The sequence below is a fragment of the Leclercia sp. 1548 genome (assembly GCF_050435045.1).
GTDB lineage: Bacteria > Pseudomonadota > Gammaproteobacteria > Enterobacterales > Enterobacteriaceae > Enterobacter > Enterobacter adecarboxylatus.
Window position 1 is genome coordinate 125,391 of sequence record NZ_JBNDJP010000002.1, and the last position, 18,533, is coordinate 143,923.

Genomic DNA, 18,533 nt, shown 5'->3' on the forward strand with positions numbered 1-18,533 from the left:
GGGAATGAAACGTAATTTCATCAGGAATGAAATTAATTGATCTGACACAGGTTCAGGCAAAATAGTTCGTGTTCCTGGGCAATTGAACATTGCCTCAACCCGTTGCGGTCGGTAAATAATTTATTCATATAAAGAATAAGGTTATTCAGCCCAGCGGGGGAACCGTGATGAATCATTTTATTATGGCAAACAGCCAGCTCTGCATTGGATGTCGTGCCTGCGAAGTGGCGTGCGTCATGGCGCATCATAATGAACAACATGCTCTTAGCGCGCGCCATTTTACCCCTCGCATCACCGTGGTGAAAGAGGGCAACAAACACAGCGCCGTTACCTGTCACCACTGTGAGAACGCCCCCTGTATACAAAGCTGCCCGAACGGTGCTATCGGCCGGATGCGCGACAGTGTGCAGGTGGATGAGCAGAAGTGTATCGGCTGTAAAGCCTGTGTCGTGGCCTGTCCGTTTGGCACCATGGAGGTGGTCACCACGGCGCAGGCGGCCACCGCGCAGAAGTGCGATCTTTGTCTGGATCGCCATCAGGGACCGGCTTGCGTGGCGAACTGCCCGGCGGATGCCCTGTCGCGGGTCACGCCCGATACCCTGAACCAGCTGGCCCGCACGCGACGGGTGCGCGCGGCGCGTCACGAGGCCCAGCCGTGGCAGACCGGGGAGGCGGCCACGTCCCGGAAGATGAGCAAACGCGAGCGTATGTTTGCCCTGGCCGCGCGCGGCGAGCCGGATAAACGCTCTCCCGAAGCGCGTAGGGATAATTTTGAGGAAATCTATCTGCCCTTCAGTGCGGTGCAGGCGCAGCGAGAGGCTGACCGCTGCCTGACCTGCGGGGAGCATTCGGCGTGCGAATGGACCTGCCCGCTGCATAACCATATTCCCCAGTGGATCGAGCGAGTGAAAGCCGGAGATATCGACGCCGCGGTGGAGTTATCCCATCAGACCAACTGCCTGCCGGAGATTACCGGGCGGGTCTGCCCTCAGGATAAATTGTGCGAAGGAGCCTGCACGGTGCGGGACGTGGCCGGGTCCGTGACCATCGGCAACATTGAACGCTATATCTCCGACCAGGCGCTGGCGAAGGGCTGGCGACCCGATCTGCGCCACGTCACGCCCGTCAACAAGCAGGTCGCCATCGTCGGTGCCGGTCCTGCCGGGCTGGCGTGCGCCGATGCGTTAATTCGCCGCGGCATTCGCGTCACGGTCTTTGATCGCCACCCGGAGATTGGCGGCCTGCTTACCTTCGGCATTCCCGCCTTTAAGCTGGATAAATCGCTGCTGGCCCGTCGTCGGGAGATCTTCACGGCGATGGGCATTCGCTTCGAGCTTAACTGCGAGGTGGGTAAGGATATCCCGCTGGCGCAGCTGCTCAGCGAATACGATGCCCTGTTTGTGGGCGTGGGCACCTACCGTTCGATGAAGGCGGGCATACCCCATGAAGAGGCACCCGGCGTCTACGATGCGCTGCCGTTCCTGGTGGGCAACACCCGACAGCTCATGGGGCTGCCGCCGTCGGGGGAGGAACCCTTTATCGATACCGCCGGGCTGAACGTGGTGGTGCTGGGCGGCGGCGATACGGCGATGGACTGCGTGCGCACCGCGCTGCGCCACGGGGCTGCCAGCGTTACCTGCGCCTACCGTCGGGATGAGGCCAACATGCCGGGGTCGAAAAAGGAGGTCAAAAATGCCCGGGAAGAGGGGGCTGCCTTTGAATTTAACGTGCAACCGGTGGCGCTGACCCTGGAGGATACCGGACGGGTTAACGGCATTCGCCTGCTGCGCACCCGACTGGGTGAGCCGGATGCCCAGGGACGCCGCCGCCCGGTGCCTGTCGACGGTAGCGAGTTTGTTATGCCTGCCGATGCGGTAATTATGGCCTTTGGCTTCAACCCGCATGGGATGCCCTGGCTACAGGCGCAGGGCGTGGAGGTGGATGCGTGGGGGCGGATCGCGGCAAGCGTTGAGACGCGCTACCGCTATCAAACCACCAATCCGCAGATCTTTGCCGGTGGCGATGCGGTGCGGGGGGCCGATCTGGTGGTGACGGCGATGGCGGAAGGGCGACACGCCGCCCAGGGGATCGCCGACTGGCTTGGCGTCGATGCGCCCGCCGCGCATTAACCTGACGGACGACAACGCGGGCTTCACAGCGTAGTATGACCAGCATGTTTTGCGCTATGGAGCCTGTGTAACCTTGAAAATTGAACTTATTAAAGACAAGTGCCTCTCGGATAACTATTTCATTCTGCGCAACCTGACTTACGATTTGACGCGGCGTAACGGCGAAGTGGTGCGCCACAAACGCGAAGTCTACGATCGGGGCAACGGCGCTACTGTCCTGCTCTATAACCCGCACAAGCAGAGCGTGGTGCTGATTCGCCAGTTCCGTATCGCCACCTGGGTGAATGGCAATCCCGACGGGCGATTGATTGAAACCTGTGCCGGGCTGCTGGATAACGACGAGCCGGAAGTCTGCATTCGTAAAGAGGCGATCGAAGAGACCGGATTTATTGTCGGTGAAGCGCGTAAGGTGTTTGAGCTGTACATGTCTCCCGGTGGGGTGACGGAAATCGTCCATTTCTTCGTGGCAGAATACAGCGACGCACAGCGCGCGGGTAAAGGCGGCGGCATAGAAGATGAAGAGATCGAGGTGCTGGAGCTGCCCTTTAGCGAGGCGCTATCGATGGTACAATCGGGTGAAATCCGGGACGGCAAAACGGTGATACTCTTACAGTATTTGCGCAGTTCCGGGTTAATGGGTTGATCTTATTATTTTTCATAAGATGTATTTTATATAAATCTATCCGATAAATCCGATTGAGTAAGCCCGGCCTGAGCAGGAAGATACGGTTTGTTTGTCAGTTTTGCTTCCGGGATCCTGCTATTCATGCGTCACAGCCTTTTTCTTATCTTTATGCTCAGCGTGCTGCCCGCAGCTCTGGTTCAGGCGGCACCTGCACAGCAGTTGTTTACTGACTGGCAGGTGACCTGCAACAACCAGAACTTTTGCATTGCGCGCAATACCGGTGAGCATAACGGGCTGGTGATGACCCTGAGCCGCAGCGCCGGGGCGAAAACCGATGCGGTGCTGCGTATCGATCTCGGCGGGCTGGCGACCATTGATCCCAAAGCACCCGCCATCGCGCCTCGCTTACTGCTCGACGGCGAGCCACTGCAACTTGCGCCTCCGCACTGGCAGGTGACCCCCTGGCGTCTGACCACCGATCATGCCGCCACCATTACTGCCTTGCTGACCACGCTTCAGCAAAAAAAAGCTATCACCCTCGCGAATGGCAAGCAGGTTATTTCCCTTGATGGACTGAAAGAGGCGCTGCAGTTTATCGACGCCCAGCAAAAGCGTGGCGGGAGTGAAACCGCGTGGATCAACAAAGGCGCTCAACCGCCGCTCAGCGTACCGCCTGCCCCTGCGCTGAAAGAGGTGGCCGTGGTTAACCCAACCCCCACACCTTTAACCCGCGAGGAGCGCAGCGATCTTACCGACTATGGCTCCTGGCGCATTAACAGCAGCCAGTGTTCGCTTGATCCGGCGCGACGTGAAGTGCGGGTCACCGCCTTAACCGATGACAAAGCGCTGCTGATGATCAGCTGTGAGGCAGGGGCCTATAACACCGTCGATTTAGCCTGGCTGGTGTCGCGTAAAAAGCCCTTTGCCTCCCATCTCGTGCGTCTGCGCCTGCCTTTTATGCCGTCGAGCGACAGCAGCGAGATGGAGTTAATGAATGCCAGCTTCGATGAAAAAAACCGCGAGTTGACGACCCTGGCTCTGGGGCGCGGGATTGGCGACTGCGGGATCCAGACGCGCTGGCGTTTCACCGGGCAGCGTTTCCGGCTGGTGCGGTATGCGGAAGAGCCGACTTGTGATAACTGGCATGGGCCAGACGCGTGGCCGACGTTGTGGATCACACGATAAAAGCAAAACGGTAACCACAAGGTTACCGTTTTTTGTTGGTTCCCTCTCCCGGAAGAGAGGGTAGCACAGGCACTTACAGCAACGCCTGCGCCTTCTCTACCACGTTCTCGACGGTAAAGCCGAAGAACGGGAACAGCTTCTCGGCAGGCGCCGATTCGCCATAACCGGTCATGCCGACGATCGCCCCCTTCAGACCGACATATTTGTACCAGTAATCCGCGATACCCGCTTCGACCGCTACACGTGCCGTGACATCCGATGGCAGTACCGACTCGCGGTACGCTTCATCCTGGGCATCAAAGATATCCGTTGAAGGCAGCGACACCACCCGCACCGCATGACCTTCCGCGGTCAGCTTCTCCGCCGCCTTGACGGTGATCTCCATTTCCGACCCGGTAGCAATCAGAATCAGATCCGGCTTGCCGCCGCTGTCTTTCAGGATATACCCGCCGCGGGCAATATTTTTCACCTGTTCCGGCGTGCGCTCGATCTGCGCCAGATTCTGGCGCGACAGGATCAACGCTGTCGGGCCGTTATGGCGTTCTACCGCCAGCTTCCAGCCCACCGCCGCCTCAACCTGATCGCATGGACGCCAGGTACTGAAGTTTGGCGTCAGGCGCAGGCTGGCCAGCTGTTCCACCGCCTGGTGGGTCGGGCCATCTTCACCCAGACCGATGGAGTCGTGGGTATAGACCATGATCTGCCGGGCCTTCATCAGTGCTGCCATACGCGCGGCATTACGCGCATATTCCACGAACATCAGGAAGGTGGCGGTATAAGGCACAAACCCGCCGTGATGGGCGATACCGTTGGCAATGGCGGTCATGCCGAACTCACGCACCCCGTAGTGGATATAGTTCCCGGCGATATCTTCTTTCAGCGAGGTGGAGCCAGACCAGATGGTCAGGTTACTCGGGGCCAGATCCGCTGAGCCGCCCAGCAGCTCGGGCAGGATGGGGCCAATGGCGTTCAGGGTATTCTGCGACGCCTTACGGGTCGCGATTTTCGCCGGGTTAGCCTGTAAGTTCTCAATCAGCGCCTGCGTCGTCTCTTCCCAGTTCTCCGGCAGACCGCCGCTCATGCGACGGCTGAACTCGGCCGCCAGCTCCGGGTGCGCTTTCTGGTAGGCGGCAAATTTGTCGTTCCAGGCCGCCTGCGCTTTTTCACCCTCCTCACGGGCATCCCAGGCTTTGTAGATCTCTTTCGGGATCTCAAAGGCAGGGTATTTCCAGCCCAGCTTCTGGCGGGTGAGCGCCACTTCCTCTTCGCCCAGCGCCGCGCCGTGAGATTCTTCTTTGCCGGCTTTGTTCGGCGAACCAAATCCGATGACCGTACGACAGATAATCAGCGACGGTTTATCGGTTACGCTTTGCGCTTCAAGAATGGCTGCTTTTAGCGCCTCTGGATCGTGGCCGTCAATCTCATGCACCACGTGCCAGTGATAGGCTTCAAAGCGTTTTGCCGTGTCGTCAGTGAACCAGCCCTCGGTCTCGCCATCGATGGAGATGCCGTTGTGATCGTAGAAGCCGATCAGTTTGCCCAGCCCCAGCGTGCCCGCCAGAGAACAGACCTCGTGAGAGATCCCCTCCATCAGACAGCCATCGCCCATAAAGACATACGTGAAGTGATCGACAATCTCATGATCCGGCTGGTTAAACTGCGCCGCCAGCGTGCGCTCGGCAATCGCCAGCCCGACCGCATTCGCCAGCCCCTGACCCAGTGGGCCGGTGGTGGTCTCCACCCCAGGCGTATAGCCAATCTCCGGGTGACCCGGGGTTTTCGAGTGCAGCTGGCGGAAGTTTTTCAGTTCCTCAAGCGGCAGGTTATAGCCCGAGAGGTGCAGCAGGCTGTAGAGCAGCATTGACGCGTGACCGTTAGAGAGAATAAAGCGGTCGCGGTCGTACCACGTTGGATCGTTAGGGTTATGCTTCAGGAAATCATTCCACAAGACTTCAGCGATATCGGCCATGCCCATTGGTGCGCCTGGATGACCGGAATTGGCTTTTTGCACGGCATCCATGCTGAGGGCGCGAATGGCATTGGCTAACTCTTTACGGGACATAGTTCACTCCATGGCAAGGTTACAGTTTGGCGGCGAGCAGATCTTCGAGTTTGCGTTGGTCGACCGCGAAGAGACGGATCCCTTCTGACAGCTTATCGACCGCCATGGCGTCCTGATTATGCTCCCAGCGGAATTCGGCTTCGGTCATAGGTTTGGGTTTAGGCAACACGGTTGATGATGGTACCAGGCGGCGGATGACCTCCTCCTCTTTATCCTGCAACTCCTGCAACAGGTTAGGGGAGATGGTCAGTCGATCGCAGCCGGTGAGGGCCAGGATCTGCTCGGTCCGGCGGAAGCTGGCGCCCATCACGATGGTCTCGTAGCGGTGCTGCTTATAGTAATCGTAGATATTGCGTACCGATTTCACGCCGGGATCTTCCTCGACGACGTACGGATCCATTGGCTGGCGGGCCTGATACCAGTCGTAAATACGCCCGACAAACGGAGACACCAGGAACACCCCGGCTTCGGCGCAGGCGCGTGCCTGAGCAAAAGAGAACAGCAGCGTCAGGTTGCAGTTGATTCCCTCTTTCTCCAGCACCTCGGCGGCGCGGATCCCCTCCCAGGTGGAGGCCAGCTTGATCAGAATGCGCGATTTATCAACATCCTGCTCCTCGTAGAGCTGCACAATATGTCGCGCTTTGGCGATGCTTTTCTCCTGGTCAAAGGAGAGTCGGGCATCCACTTCGGTCGAGACGCGTCCCGGAATGCTTTTCAGAATTTCGCTACCAATATTGACCGCGAGCTTATCGCTGGCCTCAGCGACCTGTTGCTCCTTGGTTTTTCCCCGCCCTTTGCCGTAGGCAATCGCATCGTCAATCAGATGCGAAAAGTGCGACAGCCCGGCGGCTTTCAGCAGCAGCGACGGGTTGGTGGTCGCATCCTGTGGCTGGTAATGGCGGATAGATTCGATATCACCGCTGTCAGCAACGACCGTGGTGAATTGTTTGATGCCGTCTAGTTGATTCATAAATGATTACTCCTTGGAAATAAAAGAGTTGATTGAGTGTGTTAGATCACACTTCTGCGAAATTCGCGATGTACTTAACAAAAAAGCATAGCAGACGGACATGGTCTTGCTTCGCTGGGCAGGTAACATGATTGTTATAAATTGCTAACAATTTTTGTTTTTTTGATGGTGAGACTTTGGCAGCCTTCAAAGTTTGAACCGCAGGCAGCAGCGATACTATCCGCCACCCAGGGTGAACTCAGACCATAACAACATCACCCATTTTGAACGACACGCTAAAGGAACCTTACAATGGACGAGCAGTTAAGACAGAGCGCCCTCGATTTTCATGAATTTCCCGTACCCGGCAAAATTCAGGTCTCTCCTACCAAGCCCCTCGCAACCCAGCGTGACCTGGCGTTAGCCTACTCGCCGGGCGTTGCCGCGCCGTGCCTTGAGATCGAAAAAGATCCGCTGGCGGCCTACAAATACACGGCCCGTGGCAACCTGGTGGCGGTGATCTCCAACGGCACCGCAGTGCTGGGACTGGGCAATATCGGGGCGCTGGCCGGTAAACCGGTGATGGAAGGCAAGGGCGTGCTGTTCAAGAAATTTGCCGGTATCGACGTGTTTGATATTGAAGTGGATGAGCTTGACCCGGACAAATTCATTAACGTGGTGGCCGCGCTGGAGCCGACGTTTGGCGGCATCAACCTCGAGGACATCAAAGCGCCGGAATGTTTCTATATCGAGCAGAAACTGCGTGAACGCATGAACATTCCAGTGTTCCACGACGATCAGCACGGAACGGCGATCATCAGTACCGCTGCCATTCTGAACGGCCTTCGGGTGGTGGAGAAGAATCTTTCTGACGTGCGCATGGTGGTCTCTGGTGCTGGCGCGGCAGCCATCGCCTGTATGAACCTGCTGGTGGCGCTGGGGATGCAGAAGCACAACATCGTGGTCTGCGACTCCAAAGGGGTTATTTACAAAGGCCGCGAGGCCAATATGGCCGAAACCAAAGCCGCCTATGCCGTTGACGACGACGGCAAGCGCAGCCTGGCAGATGTCATGGACGGCGCGGATATCTTCCTCGGCTGTTCAGGCCCGAAAGTGCTGAATGAAGAGATGGTGATGAAGATGGCGCGTGCGCCGCTGATCCTCGCTCTGGCAAACCCGGAACCGGAGATCCTGCCGCCGCTGGCGAAAGCCGTGCGCCCGGATGCCATCATCTGCACCGGCCGTTCTGATTACCCGAACCAGGTGAATAACGTTCTCTGCTTCCCGTTCATCTTCCGTGGCGCGCTGGATGTCGGTGCCACCGCCATCAACGAAGAGATGAAGCTGGCGGCGGTTCATGCCATTGCTGAGCTGGCCCATGCGGAGCAGAGCGAAGTGGTGGCCTCCGCCTATGGCGATCAGGATCTGAGCTTCGGCCCGGACTACATCATTCCTAAGCCCTTTGATCCACGCCTGATTGTCAAAATCGCGCCAGCGGTGGCGAAGGCGGCGATGGACTCCGGCGTGGCAACGCGCCCGATCACCGACTTCGACGCCTATGTCGATAAGCTGACCGAGTTCGTCTACAAAACCAACCTGTTCATGAAGCCGATTTTCTCCCAGGCGCGTGCAGATGCGAAACGCGTGGTGCTGGCGGAAGGGGAGGAGGCGCGTGTCCTGCACGCCACTCAGGAGCTGGTGAGCCTGGGGCTGGCCAAACCGATCCTGATTGGTCGTCCGAGCGTGATCGAGATGCGTATCCAGAAGCTGGGCCTGCAAATCAAGGCGGGCGTGGACTTTGAGATCGTCAACAATGAATCCGATCCGCGCTTCAAGGAGTACTGGAACGAGTATTACGCCATCATGAAACGTCGGGGGATCACCCAGGAGCAGGCCCAGCGGGCAGTGATCAGCAATACTACGGTGATCGGCGCGATCATGGTTCACCGTGGCGAAGCCGACGCGCTGATCTGTGGCACCATTGGTGACTATCATGAGCATTTCAGCGTGGTGCAGGAGATCTTCGGCTATCGCGAAGGCGTGCATACCGCCGGGGCGATGAACGCCCTGTTACTGCCGAGTGGTAACACCTTCATTGCTGATACCTACGTCAATGACGATCCGACCCCGGAAGAGCTGGCTGAAATCACGGTGATGGCGGCAGAAACGGTGCGTCGCTTCGGTATTGAACCGAAAGTAGCGCTGCTGTCGCACTCTAACTTTGGCTCGTCCAAATCGGCAGCTGCCTGCAAAATGCGTGAGACTTTAGCGTTGGTCCGCGAGCGCGCGCCTGAGCTGATGATCGACGGTGAGATGCACGGCGATGCCGCGCTGGTGGAGAGCATCCGTAACGAGCGGATGCCGGACAGCCCGCTGAAAGGCTCTGCCAACGTGCTGATCATGCCGAACGTCGAGGCGGCGCGTATCAGTTATAACCTGCTGCGCGTCTCCAGTTCGGAAGGGGTGACCGTCGGGCCGGTGCTGATGGGCGTGGCGAAACCGGTTCACGTATTGACCCCGATTGCCTCCGTGCGTCGTATTGTGAACATGGTGGCGCTGGCGGTGGTTGAGGCGCAGACGCAGCCGCTGTAACCCCTCACCCTAACCCTCTCCCCATAGGGGAGAGGGGATTGCACGGAGCCGTCTTTTCACTCTCGCCCGTTTGGGCAGAGGGGACTGCACGGAGCCGTCTTTCCGCCCTCGCCCCTTTGGGGAGAGGGGACTGCACGGAGACGTCTTTTCACCCTCGCCTGTTTGGGGAGAGGGGACTGCACGGAGCCGTCTTTTCGCCCTTGCCCGTTTGGAGAGAGGGACTGCACGGAGCCGTCTTTTCTCCCTCGCCCCTGTGGAAAGAGGGGACTGTACGGAGCCGTCTTTTCTTCTTCGCCCTTTTGGTGAGAGGGGACTGTACGGAGCCGTCTTTTCACCCTCGCCCGTTTGGGGAGAGGGGACTGCACGGAGCCGTCTTTTCTTCCTCACCCCTTTGGTGAGAGGGGACTGCACGGAGCTATCTTTTCTCCCTCGCCCCTTTGGGGAGAGGGCCGGGGTGAGGGGATTTTTACACCCAGTCCCGAACCCGAATAAACTCTTTCAGGGCAGCCTCGCGGCTGCCTTCTTTCGGATCAAAGTTATACTCCCAGCGCACCAGCGGCGGCATCGACATCAGAATCGACTCCGTGCGCCCACCGGTTTGCAGGCCGAACAGCGTGCCACGGTCCCACACCAGATTAAATTCCACGTAACGTCCACGACGATAGAGCTGGAACTCGCGCTCGCGCACGCCGTAATCGTGGTCTTTACGCCGCTCGACAATCGGCAGATAAGCGTCGGTAAAGCCATTGCCCACTGCCTGCATAAAACTGAAGGCAGTATCAAAATCAGGCGTATTCAGATCGTCAAAGAATAGCCCACCAATGCCACGCTGCTCGTCCCGGTGCTTCAGGTAGAAATACTCATCGCACCACTTCTTGTATTTCGGGTAGACGTCCTCACCAAAGGGCTGGCACAGGTCGTGCGCGGTCTGGTGCCAGTGGATAGCGTCCTCTTCAAACCCGTAGAAAGGCGTTAAGTCGAAGCCGCCGCCAAACCACCATACCGGATCGGCACCCGGTTTTTCGGCGATAAAGAAGCGCACGTTGGCATGGCTGGTGGGCACGAACGGGTTGTGCGGATGCACCACCAGTGAAACCCCCATCGCTTCAAAGCTGCGGCCCGCCAGCTCCGGGCGGTGTGCAGTGGCCGAGGCGGGCATGGCGTCGCCGTGTACGTGAGAAAAATTCACGCCGGCCTGCTCGAACACGCCGCCATTGCGCAGCACGCGGCTGCGCCCGCCGCCACCGGCTTCGCGCTGCCACTCATCCTGTTGAAAATCACCGCCATCGACGGCGCTCAGTTTCTGGCAAATGGCATCCTGCAACTGGAGCAGGAAGGTTTTAACCAGCTGTGCGTTGGGTTTCATTAACGTTTCCTGGAGTGCGCTTTCTGGTTATCGAACCAGTTGAAGTAACTGATGATCCCGGAGGCAATCGCGTTGGCGATCTTCTGGCGAAACGCCTTCGTGCCCAGCAGTCGCTCTTCTTCGGGATTCGTGATGAAGGAGGTTTCTACCAGTACGGAGGGAATCGACGGAGATTTCAGTACCACGAACGCCGCCTGCTCGGTGCCTTTGCTGTGCAGACGGTGCACCGGCTTAATCTTCTTCAGAATATGCGAGCCGAGGGTCAGGCTGTTTTTTATGGTGTCGGTCTGAACGAGATCGAACAGCACCTGCTGGAGCAGATGATCTTTGTCGGTGGTTTTCTTTCCGGCCACTTCATCCGCCCGGTTTTCACGGTCGGAAAGGTATTTTGCCATGGCGCTACTGGCACCCCGATTGGAAAGGGCAAATACCGATGCACCTGCCGCCGAGGGGTTAGTGAAGCCGTCTGCGTGAATCGACATAAACAGATCCGCGCCGTGCTTATGGGCAATCTCTACGCGGTCATACAGCGGAATAAAGGTATCGCCGGAACGGGTCAGGCGGGCGTCAATGCCGTTGCTGCGTAAAATCGACCGGACGTTTTTTGCAATCGCCAGTACAACATGTTTCTCTTTAGAGCCGTTGCGGCCAATGGCACCGGTATCAATACCGCCGTGGCCCGGATCGAGCATCACCAGACGCTTTGAACCGGGTTTTTTGGTCTTTGGCTTGCTGTGTCCGTTACTGGTTTTTAGCGTGCTCTCGTCTTTTGCCTGAGCCTGCTTTGCAATGCCCGTTAACGTCAATGCCGCCAGCCCCGCTTTAAGAACCTGACGACGCGATGTGAGTGTTTTTAAGGGTTTGAATGTGCTCATGCGGCCTGAAATGTAAAAAATGAGTGTCCTGGTGTTATATCGTATCGTCTTTCCCGTTACGACAGTCCGTGTGGTGAATTGTTTTACTTTTCATTTCAATACGTGACAAAGTGCCATTATGCCAAATTTCCTGACCTTTTTCGCTGCATATTGGCGAAAGAGGGCGTTCGCGTCATAATCACTGTTTTTGAACCCAAAAAGGCGGTTAATACCATGGAGATACGCGTTTTTCGCCAGGCAGACTTCGAAGAGGTGATCACCCTTTGGGAGCGCTGCGAGCTACTGCGACCGTGGAACGATCCTGAGATGGACATTGAGCGTAAGCTCAATCACGACGTCAGTCTGTTTCTTGTCGCGGAGGTCAATGGCGAAGTGGTGGGTACGGTGATGGGCGGCTACGACGGGCATCGCGGCTCGGCGTACTACCTGGGCGTCCACCCGGAGTTTCGTGGGCGTGGCATAGCCAACGCGCTGCTCAATCGTCTGGAAAAGAAACTGATCGCCCGCGGCTGCCCAAAAATTCAGATCATGGTGCGTGAAGATAACGACATGGTGCTGGGAATGTACGAGCGCCTCAACTATGAACATGCCGACGTGCTAACGCTGGGCAAACGTCTGATCGAAGATGAAGAGTATTGATTTTCACCCTGGCGACTATGACAGCCACGGCCGGGTTCGCCTGCCGTTCCTGTTCTGGTGCGTGCTGCTGCTTCAGGCGCGCACCTGGGTGTTGTTCGTGCTGGCGGGGGCCTCCCGCGATCAGGGCAATACCCTGCTGAACCTGTTTTATCCCGATCATGATAACTTCTGGCTCGGGCTGCTGCCGGGGATCCCGGCGGTGCTGGCCTTTTTACTGAGCAGGCGGCGCCATCGGGTGCCGCGCCTGTGGCGGGCGCTGCGCTGGCTGCTGATCCTCGCCCAGGTTGTACTGCTGGGCTGGCAACCTCTGCTGTGGCTACAGGGTGAAGCGCTAAGTGGCATCGGTATTGCCCTGCTGGTGGCCGATATCGTGGCGCTGCTGTGGCTGTTGACCCATCCCCGTCTGCGCGCCTGTTTCACCCCCGAGCAAGATTAAACGGCACTTTTTAGCGATGCTGCACTCCAACAAGCGTCAAATTAACCAGAAAGGATCTCCCGATGAAATCGCTGCGTTTACTGTTATGCGCGCTCCCCGTTGTCCTGACGGGCTGTTCAACGCTCTCCGCCGTGAACTGGTCTGCGGCTTATCCCTGGAACTGGTTCGGCTCTTCCACCGAGGTAACCGAGCAGGGCGTAGGCAATCTCACCGCCGACACGGCGCTGGAACAGAGCGCCATCGAATCGGCGTTAGGCGGTGATTACCGTCTGCGCAGCGGCATGAGAACGCAAAATGGCACCATCATTCACTACTTTGAAGCATTGAAAGATGACCAGCTGGCGCTGGTGATTAACGGTGATAAATCCACTGTCGGGCGCATTGAGGTGCTGGACACTGAAATCGAAACCGACAAAGGGGTAAAGATTGGTACGCCGTTCAGCGACCTGTATCAGAAAGCCTATGGTAACTGCATCAGCGTGCCTGCCGACGACAACGTGACGGTAGAGTGTAAAGCTGAGGGCCGCCAGCATATCAGCTACCAGTTCAGCGGAACCTGGAACGGCCCGGAAGGGTTAATGCCTTCTGACGACACCCTGAAAAGCTGGAAAATCAGCAAAATTATCTGGCAGCAGTAAATTGCGTCTGGACAAGCCGCCTCGTTAAAAAAGCGGGTATAATCGCCGCCAACCATGCCACGACGACGTGGCATTTTTTTTCAGGAGGAGCGATGTCTCAGGTTCAGAGTGGCATTTTGCCAGAACATTGCCGCGCGGCGATTTGGATCGAAGCCAATGTTAAAGGGGATATCGATGCCCTGCGTGCGGCCAGCAAAATTTTTATCGATAAACTGGCCACCTTCCAGGTCAAATTCCCGGATGCCCACTGCGGCGCGGTGGTCGCGTTTGGTCATAACGTCTGGCGTCAGCTGAGCGGTGGGGAAGGGGCCGAAGAGCTGAAAGACTTTGTCCCTTACGGCAAAGGCCTGGCGCCGGCCACGCAGTACGACGTGCTGATCCATATTCTCTCCCTGCGTCACGACCTGAACTTCTCCATTGCCCAGGCCGCTATGGCCGCCTTTGGCGACTGCATTGAAGTCACAGAAGAGATCCACGGTTTCCGCTGGGTGGAAGAGCGCGATCTGAGCGGCTTCGTTGACGGCACCGAAAACCCGGCAGGAGAAGAGACGCGCCGTGAAGTGGCGGTCATCAAAGACGGCGTGGACGCAGGCGGCAGCTACGTGTTCGTCCAGCGCTGGGAGCACAACCTCAAACAGCTTAACCGCATGAGCGTATCCGATCAGGAGATGATGATTGGCCGCACTAAAGAAGCTAACGAAGAGATCGACGGCGACGCGCGCCCGGCAACCTCGCACCTGAGCCGTGTTGATCTGAAAGAAGACGGCAAAGGGCTGAAGATTGTGCGCCAGAGCCTGCCATACGGCACCGCTAGCGGTACGCACGGCCTGTACTTCTGCGCCTACTGTGCCCGTCTGTATAACATCGAACAGCAGCTGCTGAGCATGTTCGGCGATACCGACGGCAAGCGCGACGCCATGCTGCGCTTCACGAAGCCGGTGACTGGCGGTTACTATTTTGCCCCGTCCATCGAGCGTCTGCTGGCGCTGTAAGAACGCCCCTCGCCCTGACCCTCTCCCTAAAGGGGAGAGGGGATAAATGCCTTATTCCCTTTTCTGCTTCTAAATCACCAAACGGTATATAAAACCGTTACTCCTTTAGTACTCGTTATAAATATGATGACCCTAAGAAAATCATCACAACGCTTAGGGTGCGCAATGGCCGTTACTGTACTGAAAAAAGGATCTCTGGTGCTGGCAGCTTCAGTGTTGCTGGTCGCTCAGGCGCAGGCAACCGAACTGCTGAACAGCTCTTACGACGTCTCCCGCGAGCTGTTTGCTGCCCTGAACCCGCCGTTTGAGCAACAGTGGGCCAAAGACAATAATGACGACAAGCTGACCATCAAACAGTCTCACGCCGGTTCGTCCAAACAGGCGCTGGCGATCCTGCAGGGGCTGAAAGCGGATGTGGTGACGTACAACCAGATTACCGACGTGCAGATCCTGCATGACAAAGGCAAGCTGCTCCCGGCTAACTGGCAGAGCCGTCTGCCGAACAACAGCTCGCCGTTCTACTCCACCATGGGCTTCCTGGTGCGTAAGGGCAACCCGAAAAACATTCACGACTGGAACGACCTCGTGCGTTCTGACGTAAAGCTCATTTTCCCGAACCCGAAAACCTCCGGCAACGCCCGTTATACCTATCTGGCTGCCTGGGGCGCTGCAGACAAAGCTGACGGCGGCGATAAAGCCAAAACCGAGCAGTTCATGACCCAGTTCCTGAAAAACGTAGAAGTGTTTGATACCGGCGGACGCGGCGCGACCACCACCTTCGCGGAACGCGGTCTGGGCGATGTGCTGATCAGCTTTGAATCGGAAGTTAACAACATCCGTAAACAGTACGAAGCGCAGGGCTTCGAAGTGGTTATTCCGAAAACCAACGTGCTGGCGGAGTTCCCGGTGGCGTGGGTAGATAAAAACGTCAAGGCCAACGGCACAGAGAAAGCGGCGAAAGCGTATCTCAACTATCTGTACAGCCCGCAGGCGCAGACGGTGATCACCGATTACTACTATCGCGTCAACAACCCGGACGTGATGAACAAGCTGAAAGATAAGTTCCCGCAGACCGAGCTGTTCCGCGTGGAAGAGCATTTTGGCTCCTGGCCTGAAGTGATGAAAACACACTTCACCAGCGGGGGTGAGTTAGACAAATTGTTGGCGGCGGGGCGTAAGTAATGTTTGCAGTTTCCTCCAGACGTGTGCTGCCGGGCTTTACCTTAAGCCTCGGGACCAGCCTGCTGTTCGTCTGTCTGATTTTGTTGTTACCGCTCAGCGCGCTGGTGGTCCAGCTCTCGGAGATGAGCTGGTCCCAGTACTGGGAGGTGATCAGCAACCCGCAGGTGGTGGCGGCCTATAAGGTGACGCTGCTGTCGGCGTTTGTGGCCTCGATTTTCAACGGCGTTTTCGGCCTGCTGATGGCGTGGATCTTAACCCGCTACCGCTTCCCGGGCCGCACGCTGCTGGATGCACTGATGGATTTACCCTTCGCGCTGCCCACCGCCGTGGCCGGTTTAACTTTGGCCTCGCTGTTCTCCGTGAATGGCTTTTACGGTGAGTGGCTGGCGAAGTTTGATATCAAAGTGACTTATACCTGGCTCGGCATTGCGGTAGCGATGGCCTTTACCAGCATCCCGTTTGTGGTGCGTACCGTCCAGCCGGTGCTGGAGGAGTTAGGCCCGGAATATGAAGAAGCGGCGGAAACCCTGGGTGCCACGCGCTGGCAGAGCTTCCGTAAGGTGGTGCTGCCTGAGCTGTCTCCGGCGCTACTGGCGGGCGTGGCGTTGTCGTTTACCCGCAGCCTCGGCGAGTTCGGCGCGGTGATCTTCATCGCCGGGAATATCGCCTGGAAAACGGAAGTGACCTCGCTGATGATTTTTGTGCGTTTGCAGGAGTTTGATTACCCGGCGGCAAGTGCGATCGCCTCGGTGATCCTCGCCGCGTCGCTGTTGCTGCTGTTCTCGATTAACACTCTGCAAAGTCGCTTTGGTCGACGTGTGGTAGGTCACTGATGGCGGAAGTTACTCAATTGAAGCGCTATGACGCACCCCGCATCAACTGGGGAAAATGGTTTCTGATTGGCACAGGCATGCTGGTGTCGGTGTTTATTCTCGTCGTGCCGATGGTCTACATCTTTGTTCAGGCGTTCAGTAAAGGGCTGATGCCCGCGCTGCAAAACCTCGCCGACCCGGACATGCTGCATGCCATCTGGCTGACGGTGATGATTGCCCTGATTACCGTGCCGGTGAACCTGGTGTTTGGCATCCTGTTGGCCTGGCTGGTGACGCGCTTTAACTTCCCGGGCCGCCAGCTCTTGCTGACCCTGCTGGATATTCCTTTTGCCGTATCGCCAGTGGTGGCCGGTCTGGTGTATCTGCTGTTCTACGGCTCCAACGGCCCGCTGGGTGGCTGGCTGGATGAGCATAACTTACAGATCATGTTCGCCTGGCCGGGCATGGTGCTGGTAACGATCTTTGTGACCTGTCCGTTTGTGGTGCGCGAGCTGGTGCCGGTGATGCTCAGCCAGGGCAGCCACGAAGACGAAGCGGCGGTACTGCTTGGCGCATCCGGCTGGCAGATGTTCCGCCGTGTGACCCTGCCAAACATCCGCTGGGCGCTGCTGTATGGCGTGGTGCTGACGAACGCCCGCGCGATTGGTGAGTTTGGCGCGGTGTCAGTGGTCTCCGGGTCTATCCGCGGCGAAACCCTGTCGCTGCCGTTACAAATTGAATTGCTGGAGCAGGACTATAACACCGTCGGTTCCTTTACCGCCGCAGCCCTGCTGACGCTGATGGCTATTTTGACCCTGTTTTTAAAGAGTATGGTGCAGTGGCGTTTAGAGAATCAGGCAAAACGCCAGCATCAGGAGGGAAATCATGAGCATTGAGATTGCCAATATTAAGAAGTCCTTTGGTCGCACCCAGGTGCTGAACGATATCTCGCTGGATATCCCTTCCGGGCAAATGGTGGCATTGCTGGGGCCGTCCGGCTCCGGGAAAACCACTTTGCTGCGTATTATCGCCGGTCTGGAACATCAAACCAGCGGGCATATCCGCTTCCACGGCACCGACGTCAGCCGCCTGCATGCGCGCGACCGTAAGGTGGGCTTTGTATTCCAGCATTATGCCCTGTTCCGCCATATGACGGTGTTCGACAACATCGCCTTTGGCCTGACGGTGCTGCCGCGCCGCGAGCGTCCCGATGCGGCGACTATCAAGGCGAAAGTGACCAAACTGCTGGAGATGGTGCAGCTGGCACATCTGGCAGACCGTTATCCGGCCCAGCTTTCCGGCGGACAGAAACAGCGCGTGGCGCTGGCTCGTGCTCTGGCGGTGGAGCCGCAAATCCTGCTGCTGGATGAACCCTTCGGCGCACTGGATGCCCAGGTACGTAAAGAGCTGCGTCGCTGGTTGCGTCAGTTGCACGAAGAGCTGAAATTCACCAGCGTCTTCGTTACCCACGATCAGGAAGAGGCGATGGAAGTGGCCGATCGGGTCGTGGTGATGAGCCAGGGGAATATTGAGCAGGTCGATGAGCCAGAACAGCTCTGGCGCGAACCGGCGACCCGTTTTGTGCTGGAATTTATGGGCGAAGTGAACCGCCTGCAAGGCAATATTCGCGGCGGTCAGTTTCACGTTGGTGCCCATCGCTGGCCACTGGGTTACACCCCAGGCTATCAGGGGCCGGTGGATCTGTTCCTGCGCCCATGGGAAGTGGACGTAAGCCGTCGCACCAGCCTCGACTGCCCGCTGCCGGTACAGGTGCTGGAAGCCAGCCCGAAAGGTCACTATACCCAACTGGTGGTGCAGCCGCTGGGCTGGTACAGCGAACCGCTGACGGTAGTGATGCGTGACGAAGAGCCGCCACACCGCGGCGAACGTCTGTTTGTTGGCCTGCAGCATGCGCGCATTTATCACGATAAGGAGCGCATCGAGACGCGGGGAGATCTTGCTCTGGCGGAATCTGCCTGATAGGTTATTGACCATGTTTATCGCCCGGTGGCGCTACGCTTACCGGGCCTACACGAGCACGGACGTAGGCC

16 protein-coding genes are annotated in these 18,533 nt (G+C 57.6%); 12 read left to right on the top strand and 4 right to left on the bottom strand.

Annotated features, from left to right (window positions below):
* The first annotated feature begins 167 nt into the window (after positions 1-167).
* From aegA to ABIE02_RS05910, 3 genes are all read left to right on the top strand, one after another.
* Entirely contained in the window at positions 168-2,129 is a 1,962-nt protein-coding gene (gene aegA / locus ABIE02_RS05900) for a formate-dependent uric acid utilization protein AegA (RefSeq protein WP_144836755.1), read from the top strand.
* Positions 2,130-2,202: 73 nt separating this feature from the next.
* Positions 2,203-2,772, top strand: a complete 570-nt coding sequence (gene nudK, locus ABIE02_RS05905; RefSeq protein WP_375341681.1) for a GDP-mannose pyrophosphatase NudK — start codon at positions 2,203-2,205, stop codon at positions 2,770-2,772.
* A 123-nt stretch (positions 2,773-2,895) separates the two neighbouring features.
* Positions 2,896-3,939 (top strand): DUF1176 domain-containing protein, encoded by a 1,044-nt coding sequence (locus tag ABIE02_RS05910; RefSeq protein ID WP_117385607.1) that lies wholly within the window; start codon positions 2,896-2,898, stop codon positions 3,937-3,939.
* Between the two features lie 73 nt (positions 3,940-4,012).
* On the opposite strand, the gene tkt is transcribed toward ABIE02_RS05910, so the two are convergent.
* Together tkt and tal are read right to left on the bottom strand one after the other, a co-directional pair.
* A complete protein-coding gene (tkt, locus tag ABIE02_RS05915; RefSeq protein WP_032613022.1) occupies positions 4,013-6,001 on the bottom strand; it encodes a transketolase in 1,989 nt (662 codons plus the stop codon).
* A gap of 19 nt (positions 6,002-6,020) precedes the next feature.
* The gene (tal, locus tag ABIE02_RS05920; protein WP_032613020.1) at positions 6,021-6,971 is read right to left on the bottom strand and encodes a transaldolase; all 951 of its coding nucleotides are present in this window, start codon (positions 6,969-6,971) and stop codon (positions 6,021-6,023) included.
* Between the two features lie 291 nt (positions 6,972-7,262).
* On the opposite strand from tal, the gene maeB reads away from it, so the two are divergent.
* Positions 7,263-9,542, top strand: coding sequence for an NADP-dependent oxaloacetate-decarboxylating malate dehydrogenase (gene maeB, locus ABIE02_RS05925; RefSeq protein ID WP_032613018.1), 2,280 nt, complete (start codon positions 7,263-7,265; stop codon positions 9,540-9,542).
* Positions 9,543-10,008: 466 nt separating this feature from the next.
* On the opposite strand, the gene hemF is transcribed toward maeB, so the two are convergent.
* Complete coding sequence (gene hemF / locus ABIE02_RS05930; RefSeq protein WP_336994444.1) at positions 10,009-10,908, bottom strand: oxygen-dependent coproporphyrinogen oxidase; 900 nt, start codon at positions 10,906-10,908, stop codon at positions 10,009-10,011.
* Positions 10,908-11,783, bottom strand: coding sequence for an N-acetylmuramoyl-L-alanine amidase AmiA (gene amiA / locus ABIE02_RS05935; protein ID WP_032613002.1), 876 nt, complete (start codon positions 11,781-11,783; stop codon positions 10,908-10,910). The genes hemF and amiA overlap by 1 nt, the downstream gene beginning before the upstream one ends.
* Positions 11,784-11,996: 213 nt before the next feature.
* Between amiA and ABIE02_RS05940 the strand changes: the two genes are divergently transcribed.
* The 8 genes from ABIE02_RS05940 (at position 11,997) to cysA (ending at position 18,462) form a co-directional block, all read left to right on the top strand.
* A complete protein-coding gene (locus tag ABIE02_RS05940; RefSeq protein WP_032613000.1) occupies positions 11,997-12,422 on the top strand; it encodes a GNAT family acetyltransferase in 426 nt (141 codons plus the stop codon).
* Positions 12,409-12,858, top strand: a complete 450-nt coding sequence (locus tag ABIE02_RS05945) for a DUF2919 domain-containing protein (RefSeq protein ID WP_336994445.1) — start codon at positions 12,409-12,411, stop codon at positions 12,856-12,858. The genes ABIE02_RS05940 and ABIE02_RS05945 overlap by 14 nt, the downstream gene beginning before the upstream one ends.
* Positions 12,859-12,920: 62 nt before the next feature.
* Positions 12,921-13,496 carry an RpoE-regulated lipoprotein gene (locus ABIE02_RS05950; RefSeq protein ID WP_164540758.1) on the top strand — a complete coding sequence of 192 codons (576 nt, stop codon included), beginning with the start codon at positions 12,921-12,923 and terminating at the stop codon, positions 13,494-13,496.
* Positions 13,497-13,588: 92 nt separating this feature from the next.
* The gene (locus ABIE02_RS05955) at positions 13,589-14,488 is read left to right on the top strand and encodes a Dyp-type peroxidase (RefSeq protein ID WP_032612994.1); all 900 of its coding nucleotides are present in this window, start codon (positions 13,589-13,591) and stop codon (positions 14,486-14,488) included.
* A gap of 165 nt (positions 14,489-14,653) precedes the next feature.
* Positions 14,654-15,670: a sulfate ABC transporter substrate-binding protein gene (locus ABIE02_RS05960; protein ID WP_032612991.1), complete on the top strand. Its 1,017-nt coding sequence runs from the start codon at positions 14,654-14,656 to the stop codon at positions 15,668-15,670.
* The gene (cysT, locus tag ABIE02_RS05965; RefSeq protein WP_032612989.1) at positions 15,670-16,503 is read left to right on the top strand and encodes a sulfate/thiosulfate ABC transporter permease CysT; all 834 of its coding nucleotides are present in this window, start codon (positions 15,670-15,672) and stop codon (positions 16,501-16,503) included. Before ABIE02_RS05960 ends, cysT begins: the two co-directional genes overlap by 1 nt.
* On the top strand, positions 16,503-17,378 hold the full coding sequence (gene cysW, locus ABIE02_RS05970) for a sulfate/thiosulfate ABC transporter permease CysW (protein ID WP_032612987.1): 876 nt from the start codon (positions 16,503-16,505) through the stop codon (positions 17,376-17,378). The genes cysT and cysW overlap by 1 nt, the downstream gene beginning before the upstream one ends.
* Complete coding sequence (gene cysA, locus ABIE02_RS05975; protein WP_059307433.1) at positions 17,368-18,462, top strand: sulfate/thiosulfate ABC transporter ATP-binding protein CysA; 1,095 nt, start codon at positions 17,368-17,370, stop codon at positions 18,460-18,462. Before cysW ends, cysA begins: the two co-directional genes overlap by 11 nt.
* The last annotated feature ends 71 nt before the right edge of the window (positions 18,463-18,533 follow it).